This is a genomic window from Streptomyces diacarni (genome assembly GCF_003323715.1).
Classification (GTDB): Bacteria; Actinomycetota; Actinomycetes; order Streptomycetales; family Streptomycetaceae; genus Streptomyces; species Streptomyces diacarni.
This window is the reverse complement of sequence record NZ_QOIN01000021.1, coordinates 1-20,980: the sequence shown is the minus strand read 5'-3', so window position 1 is coordinate 20,980 and position 20,980 is coordinate 1. Positions and strand designations below refer to the sequence as shown.

The window sequence follows — 20,980 nt, the reverse complement described above, 5'->3', positions numbered from 1 at the left end:
ACATGGCTCACTCTTGTCGGATCGTTCAACAATCCTCTAGCCTCCCGTGGAATTCGCTTCACTGGAATCCGCTTGGCGGAAGTCGCTTCATGGAAGGCGGAGGCGACATGATCGTTCTCCTCGGCGTCCTCGTGGTGGTCCTCGGCTTCGCGACGCGCCGCAACCCGCTGCTCGTCGTCGGAGTGGCGGGGATCGTCACAGGACTGCTCGGCAAGCTCTCCCCGGTCGAGATCCTGCGGACCTTCGGCGAGAGCTTCGCGTCCAGCCGGTCGGTGACGATCTTCGCGATCACGCTGCCCGTCATCGGCCTCCTGGAGCGCAACGGTCTCCAGCAGCAGGCCCGCACCCTCATCGGCAAGCTCGGCACCAAGCTGACCACAGGCCGCTTCCTGACCCTCTACCTGCTGCTGCGGCAGCTCACCGCGGCCGTCGGGCTGCAGACCATCGGCGGCCCCGCACAGAGCGTCCGCCCGATGATCGCGCCGATGGCCGAGGCCGCCACCGAGCGCATGAACGAGGACCGCCCGCTGCCCCGCAAGGTCCGCGAGAAGGTGCGCTCGCACGCCGCCGGCACCGACACGGTCGGCCTCTTCTTCGGCGAGGACTGCTTCCTCGCCATCGGCTCCATCCTGCTGATCACCGGCCTGGTCAACAGCACCTACCACACCCACCTGGAGCCGCTGCACCTCGCGCTGTGGGCCATCCCCAGCGCCGTGTGCGCCTTCTTCATCCACGGCGGCAGGCTGCTGCGCCTCGACCGGAAACTGGAGCGCGACCTGGTGACCGCGAACGCCGAGATGGCCGTGGCGCGTGAGGACGCGCAGGGGCGCTCCCCGGAAAGCACGGAAGGCGGGGCCGCCAAGTGATCAAGTCCGAGTGGTTCTTCTGGCTGGTCGGCGCCGTCTTCGTCATCATGGCGGCCCAGATGCTGCGCGACCGCACCAACCCCAAACGCCACGGCACGGCCGCCTTCTGGGGCCTGCTGGGCGTCTGCTTCTTCTACAGCACCTGGGTCAACGAGAAGTCGCTGCCCGCCGAGCCCCTGGGCGTGGCCGTCCTCGGCCTCATCTGCATCGGCGGCTTCAACCTCACCGGCAAGGGCGTACCGCAGACCACCAGCGAGTCCGAACGCGCCTCGCTGGCCGCCCGCTTCGGCGCCAAACTGTTCATCCCCGCGCTGACCATCCCGCTGGTCGCCATGGTGTGCGCCGTCCTGGTCGCCAAGGTGCGGATCGGCGGCAGCCCCGTACTCGAAGAGGGCAGCGAGACCATCCTCGGGCTCGGCCTCGGCGCCATCGTCGCCCTGGCCGTCGGCATGTGGGTGCTGCGGGAGCGGCGCGTCAGCGTGCCCCTGCACGCCGGGCGCGGACTGCTGGAGTCCATGGGCTGGGCCCTGCTGCTGCCCCAGCTGCTCGCCGTACTGGGAGCGATATTCCAGGCCGCGGGCGTCGGCACCCAAGTACGCGAGATCACCGAATCCATCCTCCCCGACGGCCAGAAGCTGGCAGCCGTCGCGCTGTACTGCGCGGGCATGTTCGTCTTCACCGTCATCATGGGCAACGCCTTCGCCGCCTTCCCCGTGATGACCGCGGCCGTCGGCTGGCCCGTCCTGATCGAGCAGATGAACGGCGATCCCGCCGCCGTCCTCGCGGTCGGCATGCTCGCCGGATTCTGCGGCACCCTGTGCACACCCATGGCGGCCAACTTCAACCTCGTCCCGGCCGCCCTGCTCGAACTCAAGGACCAGTACGGGCCGATCAAGGCCCAGGCGCCCACCGCGGTGGCGCTGCTGGCCTGCAACATCGCCATCGTCTACCTCTTCGCCTTCTAGGAGCGGCCCCGTGACCGCACCCCCACCCGCCGCACCCGACCCCTCCTCCCCCGTGAAGATACTGGTCACCGGCTTCGCCCCGTTCGACGGCGAAGAGGTCAACCCCTCCTGGCAGGCCGCCGAACTGCTCGCCGCCGACCCCCCGCCCGGGATCCGGATCCAGGCGGTACGCATCAGCTGCGTCTTCGGCACGGCCCTGCAGGAGCTGCGCGCCGCCGTCGAGGACGCCGGGGCCGACCTCGACCTGGTGGTGTGCCTGGGCCAGGCGGGGGGCCGCACCGACCTGACCGTCGAACGCGTCGCGCTCAACGTCGACGACGCCCGCATACCCGACAACGCGGGCCGCCGGCCCGTGGACGAGCCCGTGGTGGCGGGCGGCCCCGCCGCCTACTTCAGCACTCTGCCCCTCAAGGCCTGCGTCGCCGCGGCGCGGGACGCGGGCGTCCCCGCCTCCGTCTCCCAGACGGCCGGCACCTTCGTGTGCAACCACCTCTTCTACGGACTCGCGCACCTGCTGGCCACCGAGCACCCCTCGGTGCGCGGCGGATTCGTGCACGTCCCCTACACACCGCAGCAGGCCGCGGCCCACTCCCCGACCCCGCCCTCGCTGTCCGTACGCGACGCCGCGCGCGGGCTGGCCGCCATGGTGGCCACGGCGGCACACACGACGGTGGACCTGCGCGTGACGGGCGGAGCGACCCATTGAGCGGCACGACCGGACCGAAGAGCGGTATCCAGGAGACCGGGAGCAGCGCCGAGAACGCGAGGAGCCGGCGCGAGCGGTGGGAGGCGCTGGTGGAGCGGCTGCCCCACTTCGCCGAGGTCGCCCTCGCCAACGTCACCCGGGAGTATCCGAACGCCCCGGCGCACCTGCTCGCGGGGCGCGAGGAACTGGTGGAGCCGCGCCGGTTCCACCCCGCCTTCTACGGCGCCTACGACTGGCACTCGTCCGTCCACATGCACTGGCTGCTCCTGCGGTCGCTGCGGCTGCCGTGGAACGGTGCCGAACCCGCCGTGCGGGACGCGGCGGTGCGGACCCTCGACCGGCACCTGACGCCCGAAGCGCTGACGGCCGAGAGCGCCTACCTGCGGGCCCACCCCTCGTTCGAGCGGCCCTACGGCTGGGCGTGGCTGCTGGCGCTCGCCAGTGAGAGCGCCGCGTACGCGGAGACGGGCACCGAACTCACGGCGGAGCAGCACGCCGGGGCGGAGCAGCGCCTCACGGCGGAGCAGCACGCCGGGGCCCAGCAGCACGCCGGGGCGGCGGCGTGGCGGGCAGCTCTCCTTCCCGCCGCCGGGACCGCCGCCGAGCTGATCCTCGGCTGGCTGCCCAAGGCCACCTACCCCGTGCGGCACGGCACCCACGCCAACAGCGCGTTCGCCCTCGGCCTCGTACTGGACAGCGCCGAACGGGCCGGCCAGCCGCACCTTTTGGCGCCGGTGGCCGCGAAGGTCCGCGAGTGGTACGTACCCGACCACGGCGCCGCCACCCGCTGGGAACCGTCGGGGCAGGACTTCCTCTCCCCGCTGCTGTGCGAGGCCGACACCGTGCGCCGCGTGCTGCCGGCGGAGGAGTTCGCCGCGTGGCTGGGCCGGTTCCTGCCGGAGCTGGACGACGCGAGCGGGGCGGGCCTCCTCCCGCCACCGCGCATCTCGGACACGGCGGACCCCCAGATCGGCCACCTCCTCGGCCTCTGCCTCAGCCGCTCCGCGGCCCTGCGCGGCATCGCCGGCGCGCTGCCCTGCGACGATCCCCGTACCGCCGCCCTGCACGCGTCCGCCGACGCCAACCTCGGTGCCGCCCTCCCCGCCACCACCTCGGGGGACTTCACCACGGACCACTGGCTGGCGACGTTCGCCGCCCTCGCCCTGGGCAGCGGCATCCCGGACTGACGACCCCGGACCGGGGCCGCCCGCGAGGGACCGTCCGCGCTCAGTTCAGGAGCGGCCGCACCTCCCGGGCGGCGAAGCGGACGAAGGCCTCGGGGTCGGGCTCGTCCGCGGTGGGCTGGAGGACGACGGTGTCCGCACCGGCCGCGACCGCTGCACCGACCGCCTCGGCGACCGCGGCGGCGCCGCCCGCGACGCCCGGCCCCGTCTCCGGGTCGTGGCCCTCGCGCAGCCGCTCGGCGCGCAGCCTGGCCGCCGCGTCGGGTCCGGTGGCGGTGCTGAGGTAGTGGACGATCTCGTGGTGTCCTGTGCGGGAGGCCGCCGCGCGGCCCTCGTCGATGAGGTGCCGCGCGTGCCGGATGCCGTCTGGTGCGGTGTTGGCGTCCAGCACCGTGCCGTCCGCGGCCTCGCCGCTCAGCCGCAGCGAACGCGGCCCACGCGCGCCCGCGAACACGGCCCATTCCGCGGGGTCGTGGGCCGGGGGCCAGTCCAGGGCGACCTCGTCGAGCCGCACGTACCGGCCCTCGACCGTGACCTGCTCCCCGCGCAGCAGCGCCCGCATGGCCTCAAGGTGTTCCCGCAGCAGGGTGACGGGCGACTCGGCACGGGCGCCGACCTGCCCCATCCACTCCTGCACCCCGTGGCCGAGCCCGACGGCGAAGCGGCCGGGGAAGAGCCGGCGCAGGGTGGCCGTCTCCATGGCGGTCAGCGCGACGTTGCGCAGCGGGACGGGGAGGAGGCCGACACCCACCCGCAGCCGCTGTGTCCAGGCGAGCGCGGCGGCGGCCGCCGCGACACCGCTCTCCAAGAAGCAGTCCTCCCACAGCCACAGTTGCTCCAGTCCGGACTCGTCCGCGGCCTGGGCGACCTTCCGCAGGTGTTCCGGGGGGAGTTGGGGACGGAAGACAGCACCGAGAGACGTCATGCTGCTGTTCCTATCCCGCGTGGCGCCCCTCCGGCAACGGAATAGCGTCCCGCCCGGACACGAACGGCACGGGCGTGCCACTCACGGCGCGGGCATGTCGGTACTCCACCAGCCGGAGTCGCGGACAAGAAGCGCTATCTGCACCCGGTTGGACAGCCCCAGCTTGGTGAGCGAACGGCTCACATGGACTTTGACGGTGGTTTCGGTCATTCCGAGCTCCCGGCCGATCTCGGCGTTGGCGAGTCCGCGGGCGACCGCCCCCACGACTGTGCGTTCGCGGTCGGTGAGGACGGACAGCCGCGCCCTGGCCGCGTGGGGGTCCGCGGGCCGTTGCTCGGCGAAAGTGTCGATCAGCCGCCTGGTGACCGTCGGCGAGAGCATGGCGCTGCCGTCGGCCACCGCGCGGACGGCAGCGATCAGGCCGCGCGGGGAGGTGTCCTTCAGCAGGAACCCGGCGGCCCTGGCGCGGAGGGCGCTGTGGACGTACTCGTCACGGTCGAAGGTGGTGAGCATGACCACGGCCGGTGGGTCAGGCAGCCGGTTGATCTCCCTCAGCGCGGTCACACCGTCGGTGCCTGGCATCCGTACGTCCATCAGGACGACGTGCGGCCGGTGACCGATGACCGCGGTGACGGCCGCCGACCCCGTGTCCGCGTCGGCGACCACCTCGATGTCCTCCGCGGCTTGCAGAATCATCCGCAGCCCCGTCCGGACGAGGGCCTCGTCGTCGGCGATCAGTACCCGGATCATGTCGGCAGCCTCGCGGTGACGACGAATCCTCCACCGGGTTCCGAGGCGGCGGTGAAGTGACCGCCGAGCAACTCGACCCGCTCTTGCAGGCCGAGGAGCCCCAGTCCGCTGCCCGGCATGGTCCGGGTCTGGCCGCTCACGGCGTCGTTCGTGATCGTGACCTCCAGTGCCGAGGGCAGGTGCCGCACCACGACCCGGGTGGCGGCCCGGCCGGCATGTTTGTGGATGTTGGTCAGTGCTTCCTGCACGACCCGGTAAGCGGTGTGTTCCACCACGGCGGAGACGCCGTCGCCCGCCGCGCCCTCGTCCCGCCGTGCGACGGGAACACCTGCCGACCTGGACTGGTCGAGCAGGCGATCGAGATCGGCGAGCGTCGGTCGCGGCCGGAAGGACTCCCCGTCCGGCTCGCTCAGTATCCCCAGTACGGCTCTGAGTTCGGTGAGCGCTTCCTTGCCCGTGGTCCGGATGAGCTCCGCTTCCGCCGCGGTCTTCTCCTCGGTGGCGTTGATCTCCATCGCTCCGGCGCGGAGCACCATCAGCGAGACCCGGTGGGCCACCACGTCGTGCATGTCCCGGGCGATACGGGCACGTTCCTGTGCCCGGGCCTGCTCTGTGCGTGTGGCCTGCTCCCTCTCCAGCCGCTCGGCCCGCTCACGCAGTCCGGCGACTACCTGCCCGCGGGCGGTCCGCCACAACCCGGCCGTGACGGGAACCCAGACGAACAGCGCCACGCCGCCGAGCGCGGAGGCGAACTCGACACCGGGCCGCGGTACCGCCACCAGCACGCTCGCGACCAAGGTGAAGAGCACCACGTCGCGGGGGCGTCGGCACGTCGTCGCCGCCACATAGGAGGCGACCGCGACCAGCAGTCCCGGCGCCCTGACCACCGCGTCGACGGCCGTGATCAGAAACAGCGGCCACCTGCGCTTCGGCACCCTCATCATCGCCACAGCCGCCAGGACCCCGACCACGGCGCTCATGGCGTGGCCGGGCACGGCGGCCAGCCCTGACAGCCCGGGCCCGTACAGGGGCGGTCCGGGGAGGGCCGCCGGGAAGAAGGCGCCGCAGAAGGCGACAGCAGCGGGCAGCCACGGGGCCAGCAGTCGCGACAGCCTGGTCGGTACCGATGTCGGACCACGGTCGCAAGCGCGATATGTCACCAGCTCAGGATCCTCAAGGGGCCCCGGCCGGTCGCGGGCGGCCCCTGTGTGGGCAGCTCTGGCACACCGCCACGCAGCACCCGGATGCCGAGGGGCACCAGCACCGGGCACAGGGCGACGGCCGAGACGACGCCGTCGAAGAGGCCGCTCTCCTTGAGCACGCCGGTCCACAGCGTCCCCGAAAGGAGGAACAGCAGCAACCGCGCCGTACCGAACGTTCCCGCTCGGTAGGCCCCCACGGCGAGTACCAGCGTTCCGATGTAGAGGCCGAAGGCGGCCGTGACGGGGACCCGCCATGGCCCGTAGGAGATGTCCCCGTAAGTGTCCAGCACCGTGCTGGTGGCCTGGTCGAGGCCTAGCTCCTCGACCAGCTGGAAGGCGGTGTGGTCGACCCCGGCCCAGTACAGGCGGGAGAAGAGACCCACGACGACGAGTGTGCCGCCGACGCGGGCGAGTCCCGGGCACCGCGGGGCGACGATCCTGGCGAGTGTGATGAAGGCCGGGCACAGCACAACGGCTCCGCCGGCGAAGCACGCGTAGCCTGCCGTGACCAGTACGGGATGCGCCTGGTACGCCGCCAGTTGGGCGGGAGCGGCGAACGGCTGCTGGTCGAACCACGTCTGCTGCTCCGGTGTGAAATCTGCCGACCGGGTGGCCAGATGGCGCAGGAGCAGACCGGCGAACCACACGAGGGGGCCGAGGACGAGGGCCGCTCCTCCGATGCGCCTCCCGGGGATCCAGGCGTCACGGTGGACGTGAGCAGGGGTTGGCCGGGTGCCGTCCGCCACGACGGGCGTGTGGTGTCTGGACATGGCCGCCAGCCTGGGCGCAGGGCAGCGCGAGCACATCCTTCGATCGAGACGGGCGGGCGTCTCTTTGGTTGCGGCTGTCCGATCAGTACCCGCCCAGTAGCCCCACAGCGCGTGGGCGGCGACCGCCCACGCGCTGTGGCGCAAGGTCCGCGACGAGGCCGGGCGCCCGGTGCGCGGAGGTGCTGGGACCGGGGTCGGCCAGCGGTGGGAGCCGGGTCACTCCTCCGGTGGGAAGACCGCTTCCCCCGTGTCGGCCAGGGTCACGGTGATGGCCTCGACGGGGCACCCCTCTGCGGCGGACAGCACCTCCTCCGAGGGGGAGCGCTCCGTCTGGACGGGCCGGGACTGGCGGGCGGCGTCCAGCCGGAACGCCTCCGGTGCGCCTGCGGTGCACATGCCCGAACCGATGCACAGGTCCCTGTCCACCTCGATGTGCCAGCGGTCGGCCGTGGCCATGGGCGCTCCCCCTTCACTGCTCGTCTCTCGTTCCGGCGGTCCGTGCCTGTGCGCCGCGGCCCCGCGGCCCCGCAGCCCCGCGGCCGCGTGTAGAGGGGGCCTGCGGCCCGGCGCTCACGCCTCGGCCGGCAGGTGGATCATCTTGTGCTCCAGGTACTCCGCGTATCCCTCGGGGCCGAACTCGCGGCCGATGCCGGAGTTCTTGTAGCCGCCGAAGGGGCCGAGCATGTCGAGGCTGAAGGTGTTCACGGAGTAGGTGCCGGTGCGCACGCGGCGGGCGACGCCGACGCCGCGTTCGGTGTCGGCCGTCCACACGCTGCCGGAGAGCCCGTAGTCGGAGTCATTGGCGATGCGGACCGCCTCGTCCTCGTCGTCGTACGGCAGCAGGCAGATGACGGGGCCGAAGATCTCCTCGCGGGCGATCCGCATGGAGTTGTCGACGTTTCCGAACAGGGTGGGCTCCACGTACCAGCCTGTCGGCATCGCCTCGGGCGTCCCCCCGCCCGCCAGGACCTGTGCGCCCTCCTTCCGGCCGAGGGCGATGTAGTCGAGGGAGCGCTGCCGCTGGCGCGCCGCGACCAGGGGGCCGACCTCGGTCGCGGGGTCGAGCGGGTCCCCGACGGTCAGCGCCTCGGCGGCGGCCCGGAAGCGTGCGGCGATCTCGTCGTAGCGCTCGCGCGGCGCCAGGATCCGCGTCTGGGCCACGCAGGCCTGGCCGTTGATCATCCAGGCGAACGGGGTGATGCCCGCCACCGCCGCGTCCAGGTCGGCGTCGGGCAGGATGACGGCCGCCGACTTGCCGCCCAACTCCAGCGTGACCCGGGTCAGGTTGCGGGAGGCCACCTCCATCACACGCCTGCCCGCCGCGACCGAGCCGGTGAAGGAGACCTTGTCGACGCCCGGGTGGCCCACCAGGTACTCGCTCACCTCCCGGTCGGCGGGGAGGATCGACAGCACGCCCGGCGGCAGCCCGGCCTCCTGCGCGATCTCGGCCAGCACGTAGGCGTCCAGCGGGGTCTCGGGCGAGACCTTGAGCACCACCGAGCAGCCCGCCAGCAGCGCGGGTGCCAGCTTGGCCGCGGCCGTGAACTGCGGCACGTTCCAGGGCACCACGCCCGCCACCACGCCCACCGGCTCCCGCCGCACCAGCAGCGGGCCGAGCGCGCCCGCCCTGCGCTCCTCGTGGGGGAAGTCGGCGGCGACCTTGAGCGCCGCGTCCCACACCATCATCGCGGCGAGCGACTGCACCATCACGCCCGAGGTGTAGGGGGTGCCGTTCTGCGCGCTGATGAGGTGGGCGATCTCCTCGCTGCGCGCCGCGAAGGCGTCCTTGACACGGGTGACGGTCTCGATGCGCTCGGCCTGCGAACGCCCCGACCACACACCCGAGTCGAAGGACTCGCGCGCGGCCCGCACCGCGCGGTCGACGTCGGCGCGTGAGGCGTGCGGTACGCGCCCGATGGGCTGTTCGGTGTGCGGGGAGACCACCTCGATCGTCCCGTCGCCGGCGGGGTCGGTGAACGCACCCCCGATGTAGAGCTGCTGGTGTTCGACGTACATGCCCATGCCCTCCTCGGCCTCCCTCTCCCACCCGCGCGGCCGCGCGCCGCGCGGTGCCGTGTGACGCCCGCCACCCCGCTGACAGCGCATCAGAACTAGTACCAGTTCTAGTTCTAGGGAACAATGCCTGTGCCAGCCCTCGTCTCCAGGCCGGCCGGACCTCCCGGCGGCCGGACTCGCGTACGCAACCCTCCGGGAGTCGCCGCCATGACGGACGCGCCGCACGCGCCGCGGACCACCGGGCCCCAGCCGGGCGCAGAACCGCGGCGGGCCACCGAGCCGCAAGCGACCGCCGAGCCGATGCGATCCGCCGAGCGGGCCACCGAGCCGCGACAGGCCCCGGAGGGGGCCGCCCAGCCGCCACGGGTCACCGATCACAGGGGCGGGATCTGGAGCATCCCCGTCCCCATTCCGGACAACCCGCTCGGCCACACCCTCGTGTACGTCATCGACACGGACGCCGGACCCGTCCTGGTCGACACCGGCTGGGACGACCCGGCCTCCTGGCAGACCCTCGTCGACGGACTGGCCGCCTGCGGCACCTCGGTGGACTCCCTGCACGGCGTCCTGGTCACCCACCACCACCCCGACCACCACGGCCTGTCGGCGCGCGTGCGCGAGGAGTCCGGCGCGTGGATCGCGATGCACGCCGCGGACACCGCCGTGGTGCGCCGCTCCCGCACCTCCGACAAGCGGCAGTGGCTCGGCTACCTCGTCGGGAAACTCGCCGCGGCCGGCGCCCCCGAGGAGCACACCGCGCCGCTGCGCGCCGCCCTGGCCGACGGCTCGGGCGGACCGCTGCCGGGCGCACACGCCGCGCTGCCCGACCGCGAGATCGAGCCGGACGCGCTGCTCGCCCTGCCCGGGCGCCGCCTGCGAGCGCTCTGGACGCCGGGCCACACCCCGGGGCACGTGTGCCTGCACCTGGAGGAGCGGCACCCGAAGCGGCGACCGCAGCCGGGCGCAGCGGCCACGGACCACGGCGGCGGCCGGCTCTTCTCCGGCGACCACCTGCTGCCGGGCATCAGCCCCCACATCGGCCTGTACGAGGACCCGGACAGCGACGAGGCCACCGACCCGCTCGGCGACTACCTCGACTCCCTGGAACGGATCGCCAAGCTCTCCCCCGCCGAGGTGCTGCCCGCCCACCAGTACGCGTTCACCGGGGCCGGGTCCCGGGTGGACGAGCTGACCTCCCACCACGCGGAGCGCCTCACCGACCTGCGCGCGCTGCTCGCCGAGCGGGAGCTCACCCCCTGGCAGCTCGCCGAGTCCATGCGCTGGAACCGGCCCTGGGAGCAGATCCCCTTCGGCTCCCGCAACATCGCCGTGGCGGAAGCCGAGGCCCACCTGCGCCGCCTGGTCACACTCGGCCACGCGGAAGCCGTCCCCGGCAGCGCCCCCGTCACCTACCGCGCCACCGGCTGACGCCGACCGCCCCCGGCTGACACCGGCTGACACCGGCACCGTCACCCCACCGGGACCGGCCCCGAAACCGGCCCTGCGCGGTCCAGGCGCGGGCCGCTCAGGGCCGAGGGGGCCGCCGGGTGCCTGGTCCCGCTACAGTGGCCGACAGACGAACAACGCCTCCGACCGGGGGAAGCCGGTGCGAATCCGGCGCTGACCCGCAACCGTGAGCGGACCACCGCAGCGTCGTCGTCCGTACCGCCGTGCGCCGCAGCAGCAGCCGTCGCCGCAGCCGCACGGCGTACGTACGTGCGACGACCGGCGGCGGCCGCGAGCCGGGGCACCCGGTCGAAGGTGGGCTCTCGTGGCCGGACAGGCCACCGGCACCGTCGAGGTATACGGAGCCGAGCCCGGTGCACCGTGGTGCGGACCGCGCGGTCGTGCGGACCCGTACGGCGGGGCGGCCGTGCCCGGCTGCGGTCCGTTCCCGTCACCGAAAGGCACTCGCAATGTCACCGCGTCGCCGCCGCGCCACGGTCCTCGCCGCCGCCACCGTGCTGTGCGCGAGCGCCGCACCCGTGGCATCCGCCACCGCACCCGCGGCCCCCTCCCGCGCCGTCGCGGCCTCCGGCCCGGCACAGCACGCGAAGCCGTCCGACCTGCCGGACGGGCTCTACGGCGACGCCGACCCCCGGTACGACGGGGTGTGGCGGCAGTCGATGGCGCTGCTCGCCCTGGACGGTGCCGGCGCCGTGCCGGCGAAGAAGGCCGTGGACTGGCTCACGGGCCAGCAGTGCGCCGACGGCTCATTCACGGCATACCGGGCGGATACGGCCAAGAAGTGCGATCCGGACGCCGCCCCCTCCGACGTCAACGCCACCACCCTCGCCGTGCAGGCCCTCGCGGCGATCGGCGGACGCGGCCAAGAGGTCCGCGAGGGGGTGGAGTGGCTGGTGTCCGTGCAGAACAAGGACGGCGGCTGGGGCTCGGGGGACGGCGAGCCCTCCGACGCCAACTCCACCTCGCTGGCCATCGGCGCCCTGCACGCGGCGGACAGGAACCCGGCGAAGACGACCGCGCCGGGCGGTGAGTCGCCGTACGACGCACTGCTGTCCCTCCAGCTCACCTGCTCCTCCAAGGGCATCGAGGACGCACCGGGCCAACAGGGCGCCTTCGCCTACCGGCCGGACAAGAAGGGCAAGCTCACCCCGAACAACGACGCCACGGCCGCCGCCTCGCTCGCGGCCCTGGGCGAGGGCGTCCTCGTCGACCCGGAGAACGCCGGCCCGAAGAACAAGAACGCCAAGAGCAAGCCGGTGACGCCGCTCAAGTGCGCGACCGGCAGCGGAGGCCAGGAGGGGGACGGCGACGGCGGAGGTGTACCCGGCGGGCGCGAGGAGGCCGCGGGCGCGGGCGCCGCCTACCTGGCCTCGGCCCTGAAGAAGAACGGCGGCCACTTCACCACGGTCATGCCGGGCGACGACAAGGAACAGCCCGACTACGCCAACACCGCGGACGCCGTGATCGCCCTGGCCGCGGGCGGCCACCGCAACGAGGCGAAGTCGTCCCTCACTTGGCTGGCGGACAACCTCGACAAGTGGGACAAGTCCAAGAACGATCCCGCCGCCCTCGGTTCCCTCATGCTCGCCTCCCGCGCCACCGGCGGCGACCCGGCGAAGCTCGGCGGCACCGACCTCCTCGCCCGCCTGACCGACACGGGCCCCCGGCCCGCCCAGCTGCCCGACGCGGACAACGGCTCCTCGAAGCCCGAGAAGAAGGACGACGGCGGCACCATCCCCGTCTGGGCCTTCGTCCTCGTCGGCCTGGCCGTCGGTGCCGGCTTCGGCATCCTGCTCAGCGGCCGCCGCAAGAGGCAGCAGCTGTGAGGGGCCGCACGGTGCCCGCCGCCATACCGATGAAGGCCGGGCCACCCCGCTCGCCGGGCGCCGGGGCCCTTGCCCGCGCCCGGCCCGTGCGGGCGCTCCTGGCCGCCGCCGTCACCGTCGCCGCCCTCGCCGCCTTCGCCGTCGCGGTCTTCGCGCTGCCCGCCCCGCAGGCGCACGCCGCCGACTCCGTGCGGCCCGCGGCCGGGACGGGCTACCGCTACTGGTCCTTCTGGCAGCGGGACGGCTCCGACTCCTGGGCCTACGCCACCGAGGGCCCGGCCACCCAGCGCCCCGACGACGGCGACACCCTCGGCTTCCGCTTCGCCCTGAGCGAGGACTCCCAGCAGGCCGCGAAACCGCGCGGCACCACGACGTTCGCGGCCGCCTGCGAGAAGACCGAGCCCGAGGACGGCAGCAAGCGCGTCGCCGTCCGCATCGACTTCGGCACCCGCACCGACGCCCCCGCGAGCGAGCCCGAGGCGCCGCCCGCGCCCAGAACCCGGTGCGCCCTCGTGCCCGAGAAGGCGTCCGCCGCCGAGGTCCTGGCCGAGGTCGCCTCCCCGCTCCGTTACGGTTCGGGGTCCCTGCTGTGCGCCATCGACCACTACCCCGCCAAGGGGTGCGGCGAGCAGGCGGGCAGCGACGAAAGCTCCCAGAACGGTGACAACGGCGAGAACGGCGACGACGGACAGGGCGGTGACCGCGGCACCCGGAGCGACGAGGGCAGCGGCAACCACGCCGACGGCGAGGGCATGTCGTCCGGCCTAGGAGTGACCGCGGGCGTCGCCGCCGTCGCGATCCTGGGCCTCGCGGCGTTCTGGCAGGCGCGCCGCCGAAGGCGCTGACCGATGCGCCGCTTCCGCACCGAAACACCGCACACCCGCGGGCGTCGGTTCTCCGCCCGCCCCCTGGTCAGGGCGCCGCTCACCACCCGCAGCACCGCACTCCACCCCGGCGCCTGGTGGCTGTGGGCGCTGGGGCTGGCAACCGCCGCCTCCCGCACCACCAATCCGCTGCTCCTCGCACTGGTGATCGCCGTGGCGGGATACGTCGTCGCCGTGCGCCGCACCGACGCCCCCTGGGCCCGCTCGTACGCCGCCTTCCTCAGGCTGGGCCTCCTGGTGCTCGCCATCCGGCTCGTCTTCGCGTTCTTCCTCGGCTCGCCCGTACCCGGCACCCACCTGCTCGTCGAACTGCCCGAGGTGCCGCTCCCCGAGTGGGCGCAGGGCGTACGGATCGGGGGGAGAGTGACGGTGGAGGGCATGGTCTTCGCCCTCTACGACGGGCTCAAACTGGCGACCCTGCTCGTCTGCGTCGGCGCCGCGAACGCCCTCGCCAACCCCGCCAGGCTGCTCAAGTCGCTGCCGGGCGCCCTCTACGAGGCCGGGGTCGCGGTGGTGGTCGCGATGACCTTCGCGCCCCACCTCGTCGCCGACGTGCGACGGCTGCGGGCGGCGCGCCGGCTGCGGGGGCGCGGTGAGCGCGGGCTGCGCGGCGTGGTCCAGGTCGGGCTCCCCGTGCTGGAGGGCGCGTTGGAGCGCTCGGTGGCACTCGCGGCGGCGATGGACGCGCGCGGATACGGCCGCACGGCACGCGTACCGGTCGCGGTACGGCGCACCACCACCGCGCTCACCCTCGGCGGACTCCTGGGCGTGTGCGCCGGCACCTACGGCCTGCTGGCCGCGCAGGGCGCCGGTTTCGGGCTGCCGGTGCTGCTGGCCGGACTGGCACTCGCGCTGGCCGGGCTGTGGCTCGGCGGCAGGCGAACGGTCCGCACCCGCTACCGCCCCGACCGGTGGGGCCCGCGCGCCTGGCTCGTCGCCGCGTCCGGGGCCGCCGTCGCCGGACTCATGATCAGCGCCGCCGACGCGCTCCCCGCGGCGCTCGCACCTCCCACCGTCCCGCTCCAGGCCCCCGAACTGCCCCTGTGGCCCGCCGCCGCCGTTCTCCTCGGCCTGCTCCCCGCCGCCGTCGCCCCCGCACCCGCCCCAGCGACCGGCCCCGACCCGGGCCCCGGGTCCGGTTCCCGCCCAGGTTCCGGTTCCGGCTCCCACCCCGGCTCCCGCGCCGGTTCCGGTTCCGGCACGGCGTCCGCCGCGGACACCGGGAGCCGCACGAGAAGAGCGGGGCGCCCCCGGGGCGACGCCCCCTCGCCCCGTCCGGGCAGTGACGACGGCGGCCCCCGCCGGACCGCGCGGGCGCTGCGGGGCCGGAACGACGACGAGGAGCACACACAGTGATCCACTTCGACCACGTCTCGGTCGTCTACGAGGACGCGCGGCAGCCCGCCCTCCCCACCGTCGACGCCCACCTCCCCGAAGGGGAACTGTGCCTGCTGATCGGCGCGAGCGGATCGGGCAAGTCCACGCTGCTGGGCACCGTCTCGGGCCTCGTCCCGCACTTCACCGGCGGCACCCTGCACGGCCGCGTGACCGTGGGGGGCCGCGACACCCGCACCCACAAACCCCGCGAACTCGCCGACCTCGTGGGAACCGTGGGTCAGGATCCGCTCGCCCACTTCGTCACCGACACCGTCGAGGACGAGCTGGCCTACGGCATGGAGTCGCTGGGACTGCCCGCGGCCACCATGCGCCGCCGCGTCGAGGAAACCCTCGACCTGCTCGGCCTCAACGACCTCCGCGACCGCCCCATCGCCTCCCTCTCCGGCGGCCAGCAACAGCGCGTGGCCATCGGCTCGGTCCTCACCCCGCACCCCGAGGTCCTGGTACTCGACGAGCCCACCTCGGCACTCGACCCGCCCGCCGCCGAGGAGGTGCTGGCCGTCATCCAGCGCCTGGTCCACGACCTGGGCACCACCGTGCTCATGGCGGAACACCGTCTTGAGCGCGTGGTGCAGTACGCCGACCAGGTGCTGCTGCTGTCCCCCGACTTCACCGCACGCCTCGGCGACCCGGCCGCGATGCTCGCCGTCTCACCCGTGCGGCCGCCCGTCACCGAACTCGGCGACCTCGCAGGCTGGGACCCCCTCCCCCTCTCCGTACGCGACGCCCGCCGCAGGGCGCACGGCCTCCGGGAACGATTGGCGCCCCGGATACCTGGTGGAGGCGCGGCCCCGGCGACCCCCGCCCCGTCGGCCTCCCCAGCCCCACCGGACTCCGTCGTCCCACCGGACGACTCCGCCCCGCCGCTCGCCGAGACCTCGCGCCTCGGGCTCGTCCGCGGTCGGGTGACGGCCCTGCACGACGTCAGCCTCCGCATACGCGCGGGAGAGACCGTCGCGCTGATGGGACGCAACGGCGCCGGAAAGTCCACCCTCCTCAACACCCTCGTCGGCATGCACCGCCCCACCTCGGGCCGAGTCACGGTGGACGGCCGAGTGCCGCACCGGACGCGCCCCGCGGAGCTGCTGCGCCACGCCGGACTCGTGCCGCAGGAACCACGCGATCTGCTGTACGCCGACACCGTCGCCCGGGAGTGCCGGACCGCCGACACGGACGCGGGCGCGGACCCCGGCACCTGCCGCGCCCTCGTCTCCCGGCTGCTGCCCGACATCCCCGACACCGCACACCCCCGCGACCTGTCGGAGGGCCAACGGCTCGCCCTCGCCCTGTCCGTCATCCTCACTGCCAGGCCACCGTTGCTGCTGCTGGACGAGCCCACGCGCGGCCTGGACTACGCCGCGAAGGCCCGGCTGGTCACGCTGCTGCGCGAACTCGCCGACCAGGGGCACGCACTGGTTCTGGCCACCCACGACGTCGAGCTGGTGGCCGAGATCGCCCACCGGGTCGTCATCCTCGCCCAGGGCGAGACCGTGGCCGACGGGCCCACCCACGAGGTCGTCACCTCCTCTCCCGCCTACGCCCCGCAGGTCTCCAAGATCCTCGCCCCGCAGCCGTGGCTGACGGTCGCCCAGGTCAGGGAGGCACTGTGAAACGACGCCCGGACCCGGCAGCGGAGCCGGAGCCCGCCCACACACCCGCGGCCGAGGCCCCGGCACCGGAGCGCTCCACCCCGTCCACGGCACCCGCACCTCCGGCCACGCGCGGCCACGCCGAGGCGCGCGCCTCGGATGCGGAGTACGTTTCGGACGCGGGGCACGTTTCGGACCTGGCGCAGGTCTCGGAATCGGCGCAGGTATCGGACGCGGCGCACGCCACGGACGCAGCGCACGTCTCGACCGAGGCAGATGTTTCGGACGCGGCGCACGCCTCGGACGCGACACAGGTTTCGGACGCGGCACACGTCTCGGCCGATGCCCCGGCCGGCGACTCGCCCTCGGCTCAGATGCCCGCACCAGCACCCGCGCATGCGCCTGGCGCACCCGTGCCCGGGGCCGGGCCCGGGCTCTCATCGAGGGTCAGGGCGATTCGGCTCGGGCCGCGGTCGATCGCGGCGCTCACCCTCACCAGCGCCACCGGCCTGGCCGCCTTCGCCTGGCCGCTGTTGGCCGGACGGGGCTCCGGGCTGGCGCACTCGCAGGACGCGCCATGGCTGTTCGCCGCGCTGCTCCCCCTTCTGCTCGCGGTCGCCGTCGCGACCGTGTCCGACACCGGGCTGGACGCCAAAGCCGTGGCCATGCTCGGCGTACTGGCCGCGGCCGGTGCCGCGCTGCGGCCGCTGGGCGCGGGCACCGCCGGGCTGGAGCCGATGTTCTTTCTGATGGTGTTGGCGGGCCGGGTCCTCGGGCCCGGTTTCGGTTTCGTGCTCGGTGCCGTCTCGATGTTTGCCGGGGCCCTGCTCACCGGCGGGGTCGGGCCGTGGATGCCGTTCCAGATGCTGTCCATGGGCTGGGTTTCCATGGGGGCGGGGCTGCTGCCGGGCGCGGCCACGCTGCGAGGCCGCAGGGAGCTGCTGCTTCTCGCCGCGTACGGGGCGGTCTCCGCACTGCTCTACGGGCTGGTCATGAATATGCAGGGCTGGCCGTACATCGCCGGGCTCGGTTCCGGCCTCTCCTTCGTGCCCGGCGATCCGGTGCACGAGAACCTGGCCAGGTACGGGGCCTACGTGGTGGCCACCTCCTTGGGGTGGGACGTTCCGCGGGCCCTTCTCACCGTCGTGCTGACTGCCACGTTGGGGGGCACGGTGCTGCGGGCACTGCGCCGGGCCACTCGGCGTGCCGCCTTCGACGCGTCAGCCGCGTTCGCGGCGCCGCCGGAGAGAGGCGAAACCGGCGATGACCGGGCGCGGGTGGGGCCCCGGGCGTGAGGCGGCCCGGGCGGGCGTGGGCTCGGGCCGCCTGACGGAGTTACCGCGTTCCTGCCCGACCCCGACGGGCAGGAACGCGGGGTCTCGGGTGAGGTCCCGCCGGCGGGACCTCACAGTTCGTGCGGCGACGCGGACTCGCCGCTCCTCTCCGTTCGAGGCGACGCCCTCGCCGGAGGGAGGGCACGGGGGAGGGCACCGTTTCCGGAGCCCCCGGCAGCGGCGCGCGGAGGGGCGCTGCCTCAGCCGCGCTCGGCGAACGGCCGACCGGACGCGCCGACCCGTCTCGCGTGCAGGCGTCTTGCGTGGCGGCGTCTCACGGGGAGGTCTCTCACACGGGGACGTCTCGCACGGAGACGGTTCGCACCCTGGCAGGAGATGCCGACAGGTCTGTCGGCAGGTCTCACGGCGGCACCCGGCCTCTCGGCAGGGGCGCGCGGGATGTGCGCACCGACGACGGCCGGGGCTGCGCTCAGCCCGGCCCCCGCCAGCTCACCTAAGCGTGTCCATCGCGACGTCGTGCGCTCGGCCATGCTTCGGTCCCCCCGTTCACTCCCCGTTACGGACGCGAGAACGCTCGTTCTCGATTCCGGTAAGACCGTATCGTAGAGAACGGCGGTTCTCAAGACCTGGGGAGAACGGAAGCATGAACGTCGACGACACCATCGAGACCCGCGTCCTCAGCGCTGCGGACGCCCTCTTCTACCAGTACGGCGTGCAGTCCGTGGGGATGGACAGGATCCGTGACGCTTCCGGCGTCTCACTCAAGAAGATCTACCAGTGCTTCCCCTCGAAGGGGGCGCTCGTGGAGGCCTATCTCCGCCGCCGCGACCGGTGGGCGCGCACCGCGCTGGAGGAGCGCGTGGCCGACCACACCGACCCGGAGTCCCGGGTCCTGGCGGTCTTCGACTGGCTCTACGACTGGGTGGACGGGCCCGACTTCCACGGCTGCGCGTTCATCAACGCCTTCGGCGAACTGGGCGCGGGCTCCCAGGGAGTCGTCGAGGCGGTCCGCGAGCACAAGTCGGCGGTCCGCACCTTCCTGCGCGGCCTGGCGTTCGAGACGGGCGCGACCGACCCCGACTGGCTGGCCTCCCAGCTGTCCGTGCTGCTCGACGGCGCGATGAGCAACGCGTCCATCAGCGACTCCCCCGCCCCGGCGCGGCACGCGCGCTCCGCGGCGAGGACGCTGCTGCACGATGCGGCCGTGGCGGCGGACGCGCCGGCGGAGTCGGCAGCGGGGCCCGAAGAGCCGCCGGCGGGGCACGAGGAGCCGGCAGCGGGCCCGCGGGAGCCGGCGAGCACGGCGCCGGGCGGCTGAGGGCTCACGACCGGCGAGCGACCGCTCACGCCCAACCGCTCACCGTCGACGGCCGGCTGGAAGGCCAGGGCAGACGCGGGTCCCTCGGGGAGGCCGCGCGGAGCGGCACCCGACGCCCGGTCAGCGCCCCTTGGGGAAGGCGGCGCGCAATGCGGAGCCGCGGGTGGTGAACGCGACTCGGATGACGGGCAGCATGCAGACGACCTGCATCAGGGAGTACCACGGCGGACAGACACCCGGGATCAGGTCGACGCCGATGATCGCTATCGGCATGATGACGGCGAGAGCCCTCACTCGCTCGAAGGCCCGTCGGGATCCCCGGGAAGCGGAGACGGCCATCCGGTGGATCAGGACGGCGACTACGGGCAGCAGGACTGCCCGGACCCACATGAACGTGTTCACCGTGTGACCGCTGATCGCCACCGCGATGACCGCCAGAACGGCGACGGCGCTCAGAGCGCCGTACACCTTGATGCCGCTCTTCACTGTGTCGAACGCTCGTTGGGCGCGGGGGGTGTCGAGGAGTGCCGCATCGGCCGCGGTGTGCGGGGTGGTTTCCATGCTCACCGACGCTACGAAGAGCTTGACCGACCCGGTATCCGCCTGGACGCACAGGCAGGTGGGGGTAGCCCCACTCCCTGACTGACCAGGGAAGGAACGGACTCCGTGCGGTGCACAGTGGGAGCACCGAACGGCAAGCGAAGGATGCGTCATGAGACAGGTGGGTTCGTGGGTGGCGCGCGTCGGCGTGGGGTTCGCGCGGGCATGCGTCGTGACGGTCGTCAGCATGCTGGTCCCAGCCGTGTGGGCCGCCGCCGTGGCACTGGGGATCTGGTGGGGTGCGGCGAACCCCTGGTCGTGGGTGGCGCCGCTCGTGCTGGTGTGCGGGGGGACGCTCGTGTTGTCCCGCCCGGTCTGCCGGATGGTCCGCTTCCTCGTCGCACGGTGGACCGCCACCGTCACCCCGGCCGGATACCGGCAGGCCGGGCCGGTGACACGGATGTCCACCGGGTACTGGTGGAACGGCTTCTCCTACGAGCGCACCCGTCGCGACGCCCTCCTGGATCAGAAGTGGCGGCTCCGGTGGAAGGACCCCGCCACCTGGCGCGACCTGCGGTCCACAGGGATCGTGCCACTCACCGCGGGCGTGGTCGCCGCCGTCCCACCGGCCGGGGTGGCCGCGGCGGCCCTCGGGCTCAGCCGGCCCGGGCTCGTCGCGCGCCTCGTCGGGGCACTCGGCCTGGCCGTGGCCGTCGCCTCCGCCCCGTACGCTTGGCGGCTCGTCGAGCCGGTGGCCATCCGCTTCCTGCGTCCGTCGCCTGCGATGGTGCTGGCGGACCGGGTAGCCGAACTTACCGCCCAGCGCGCGGACTCGACGGTCGCGCAGGCCGCCGAGATCCGCCGGATCGAACGGGACCTGCACGACGGGGCGCAGGCCCGCCTGGTCGCGCTCGGACTCTCCCTGGCCACCGCGGAGAAACTGATGGAGACCGACCCGGAGCGGGCCAAGGCACTGATGCGGGACGCGCGGGTCGGCGCCACCGCCTCGCTGGCCGAACTCCGCGAGCTGATCCGGGGGATCAGTCCTCCCGTGCTGAACGAGAGGGGGCTCGTCGACGCGGTGCGCGCCCTCGCGCTGGACATCCCGCTCGACGTGACCGTCAGCGCCGGCGGCCGGCTGTCCCTGGACCCGCCGATGATGGCGTCCCGCTGTGTGGTGTAGGGGATCTTCGCGGTTGAGTGCGCGGGTTCTGCTCCCTGGGGTGCACCGTCTGCCGGTGTCTGCTCCCTGCTCAACTGGCAGGCCACCGTGCAACTG

18 protein-coding genes and 1 pseudogene are annotated in these 20,980 nt (G+C 73.5%); 12 read left to right on the top strand and 7 right to left on the bottom strand.

All coding sequences use genetic code 11. From position 1 onward, the window contains the following. The first annotated feature begins 107 nt into the window (after window positions 1-107). The 4 genes from DTL70_RS00850 to DTL70_RS00835 all read left to right on the top strand — a co-directional run bounded on the left by DTL70_RS00850 (window position 108) and on the right by DTL70_RS00835 (window position 3,724). Window positions 108-866 carry a DUF969 domain-containing protein gene (locus DTL70_RS00850; protein WP_114019909.1) on the top strand — a complete coding sequence of 253 codons (759 nt, stop codon included), beginning with the start codon at window positions 108-110 and terminating at the stop codon, window positions 864-866. Next, complete coding sequence (locus DTL70_RS00845) at window positions 863-1,831, top strand: DUF979 domain-containing protein (RefSeq protein ID WP_114019861.1); 969 nt, start codon at window positions 863-865, stop codon at window positions 1,829-1,831. Before DTL70_RS00850 ends, DTL70_RS00845 begins: the two co-directional genes overlap by 4 nt. Window positions 1,832-1,841: 10 nt before the next feature. Beyond that, window positions 1,842-2,537, top strand: coding sequence for a pyroglutamyl-peptidase I (gene pcp, locus DTL70_RS00840; protein WP_245978887.1), 696 nt, complete (start codon window positions 1,842-1,844; stop codon window positions 2,535-2,537). An 86-nt stretch (window positions 2,538-2,623) separates the two neighbouring features. After that, window positions 2,624-3,724, top strand: coding sequence for a DUF2891 domain-containing protein (locus DTL70_RS00835; RefSeq protein WP_114019907.1), 1,101 nt, complete (start codon window positions 2,624-2,626; stop codon window positions 3,722-3,724). A gap of 40 nt (window positions 3,725-3,764) precedes the next feature. Here the strand turns inward: DTL70_RS00835 and DTL70_RS00830 are convergent, their stop codons facing one another. The 6 genes from DTL70_RS00830 to DTL70_RS00805 form a co-directional block, all read right to left on the bottom strand. Further along, entirely contained in the window at window positions 3,765-4,646 is an 882-nt protein-coding gene (locus DTL70_RS00830; protein ID WP_114019860.1) for an LLM class flavin-dependent oxidoreductase, read from the bottom strand. Between the two features lie 81 nt (window positions 4,647-4,727). Beyond that, complete coding sequence (locus DTL70_RS00825; protein WP_114019859.1) at window positions 4,728-5,396, bottom strand: response regulator; 669 nt, start codon at window positions 5,394-5,396, stop codon at window positions 4,728-4,730. Next, on the bottom strand, window positions 5,393-6,556 hold the full coding sequence (locus DTL70_RS00820) for a sensor histidine kinase (protein ID WP_220183584.1): 1,164 nt from the start codon (window positions 6,554-6,556) through the stop codon (window positions 5,393-5,395). Before DTL70_RS00820 ends, DTL70_RS00825 begins: the two co-directional genes overlap by 4 nt. After that, window positions 6,553-7,368, bottom strand: a complete 816-nt coding sequence (locus tag DTL70_RS00815) for a hypothetical protein (RefSeq protein WP_114019858.1) — start codon at window positions 7,366-7,368, stop codon at window positions 6,553-6,555. The genes DTL70_RS00820 and DTL70_RS00815 overlap by 4 nt, the downstream gene beginning before the upstream one ends. Window positions 7,369-7,584: 216 nt before the next feature. Continuing rightward, window positions 7,585-7,824, bottom strand: a complete 240-nt coding sequence (locus DTL70_RS00810) for a ferredoxin (protein WP_114019857.1) — start codon at window positions 7,822-7,824, stop codon at window positions 7,585-7,587. Between the two features lie 114 nt (window positions 7,825-7,938). Beyond that, window positions 7,939-9,390, bottom strand: coding sequence for an aldehyde dehydrogenase (locus DTL70_RS00805; protein WP_114019856.1), 1,452 nt, complete (start codon window positions 9,388-9,390; stop codon window positions 7,939-7,941). A gap of 294 nt (window positions 9,391-9,684) precedes the next feature. Here DTL70_RS00805 and DTL70_RS00800 point away from each other — a divergent pair, with 294 nt between their 5' ends. The 7 genes from DTL70_RS00800 (at window position 9,685) to DTL70_RS00770 (ending at window position 19,161) form a co-directional block, all read left to right on the top strand. After that, entirely contained in the window at window positions 9,685-10,812 is a 1,128-nt protein-coding gene (locus tag DTL70_RS00800) for a Strvi_7410 family MBL fold metallo-hydrolase (protein ID WP_114019905.1), read from the top strand. 488 nt (window positions 10,813-11,300) lie between these two features. Continuing rightward, complete coding sequence (locus tag DTL70_RS00795) at window positions 11,301-12,677, top strand: SCO2321 family membrane protein (RefSeq protein ID WP_114019855.1); 1,377 nt, start codon at window positions 11,301-11,303, stop codon at window positions 12,675-12,677. Between the two features lie 29 nt (window positions 12,678-12,706). Further along, a complete protein-coding gene (locus DTL70_RS00790; RefSeq protein ID WP_114019854.1) occupies window positions 12,707-13,522 on the top strand; it encodes an SCO2322 family protein in 816 nt (271 codons plus the stop codon). Window positions 13,523-13,525: 3 nt separating this feature from the next. Continuing rightward, window positions 13,526-14,917 carry an energy-coupling factor transporter transmembrane component T gene (locus DTL70_RS00785; protein WP_114019853.1) on the top strand — a complete coding sequence of 464 codons (1,392 nt, stop codon included), beginning with the start codon at window positions 13,526-13,528 and terminating at the stop codon, window positions 14,915-14,917. Next, window positions 14,914-16,569, top strand: coding sequence for an ABC transporter ATP-binding protein (locus DTL70_RS00780; protein ID WP_114019852.1), 1,656 nt, complete (start codon window positions 14,914-14,916; stop codon window positions 16,567-16,569). Before DTL70_RS00785 ends, DTL70_RS00780 begins: the two co-directional genes overlap by 4 nt. Before the next feature lie 353 nt (window positions 16,570-16,922). Then, window positions 16,923-17,843 (top strand): ECF transporter S component family protein, encoded by a 921-nt coding sequence (locus DTL70_RS00775; protein ID WP_245978897.1) that lies wholly within the window; start codon window positions 16,923-16,925, stop codon window positions 17,841-17,843. Window positions 17,844-18,486: 643 nt separating this feature from the next. Further along, the gene (locus DTL70_RS00770; RefSeq protein WP_114019851.1) at window positions 18,487-19,161 is read left to right on the top strand and encodes a TetR/AcrR family transcriptional regulator; all 675 of its coding nucleotides are present in this window, start codon (window positions 18,487-18,489) and stop codon (window positions 19,159-19,161) included. Between the two features lie 120 nt (window positions 19,162-19,281). On the opposite strand, the gene DTL70_RS00765 is transcribed toward DTL70_RS00770, so the two are convergent. Beyond that, a complete protein-coding gene (locus DTL70_RS00765) occupies window positions 19,282-19,722 on the bottom strand; it encodes a hypothetical protein (RefSeq protein ID WP_114019850.1) in 441 nt (146 codons plus the stop codon). A gap of 151 nt (window positions 19,723-19,873) precedes the next feature. Between DTL70_RS00765 and DTL70_RS00760 the strand changes: the two are divergent. After that, window positions 19,874-20,860, top strand: a pseudogene (locus tag DTL70_RS00760) (sensor histidine kinase); the annotation flags it as partial. Window positions 20,861-20,980 lie beyond the last annotated feature (120 nt).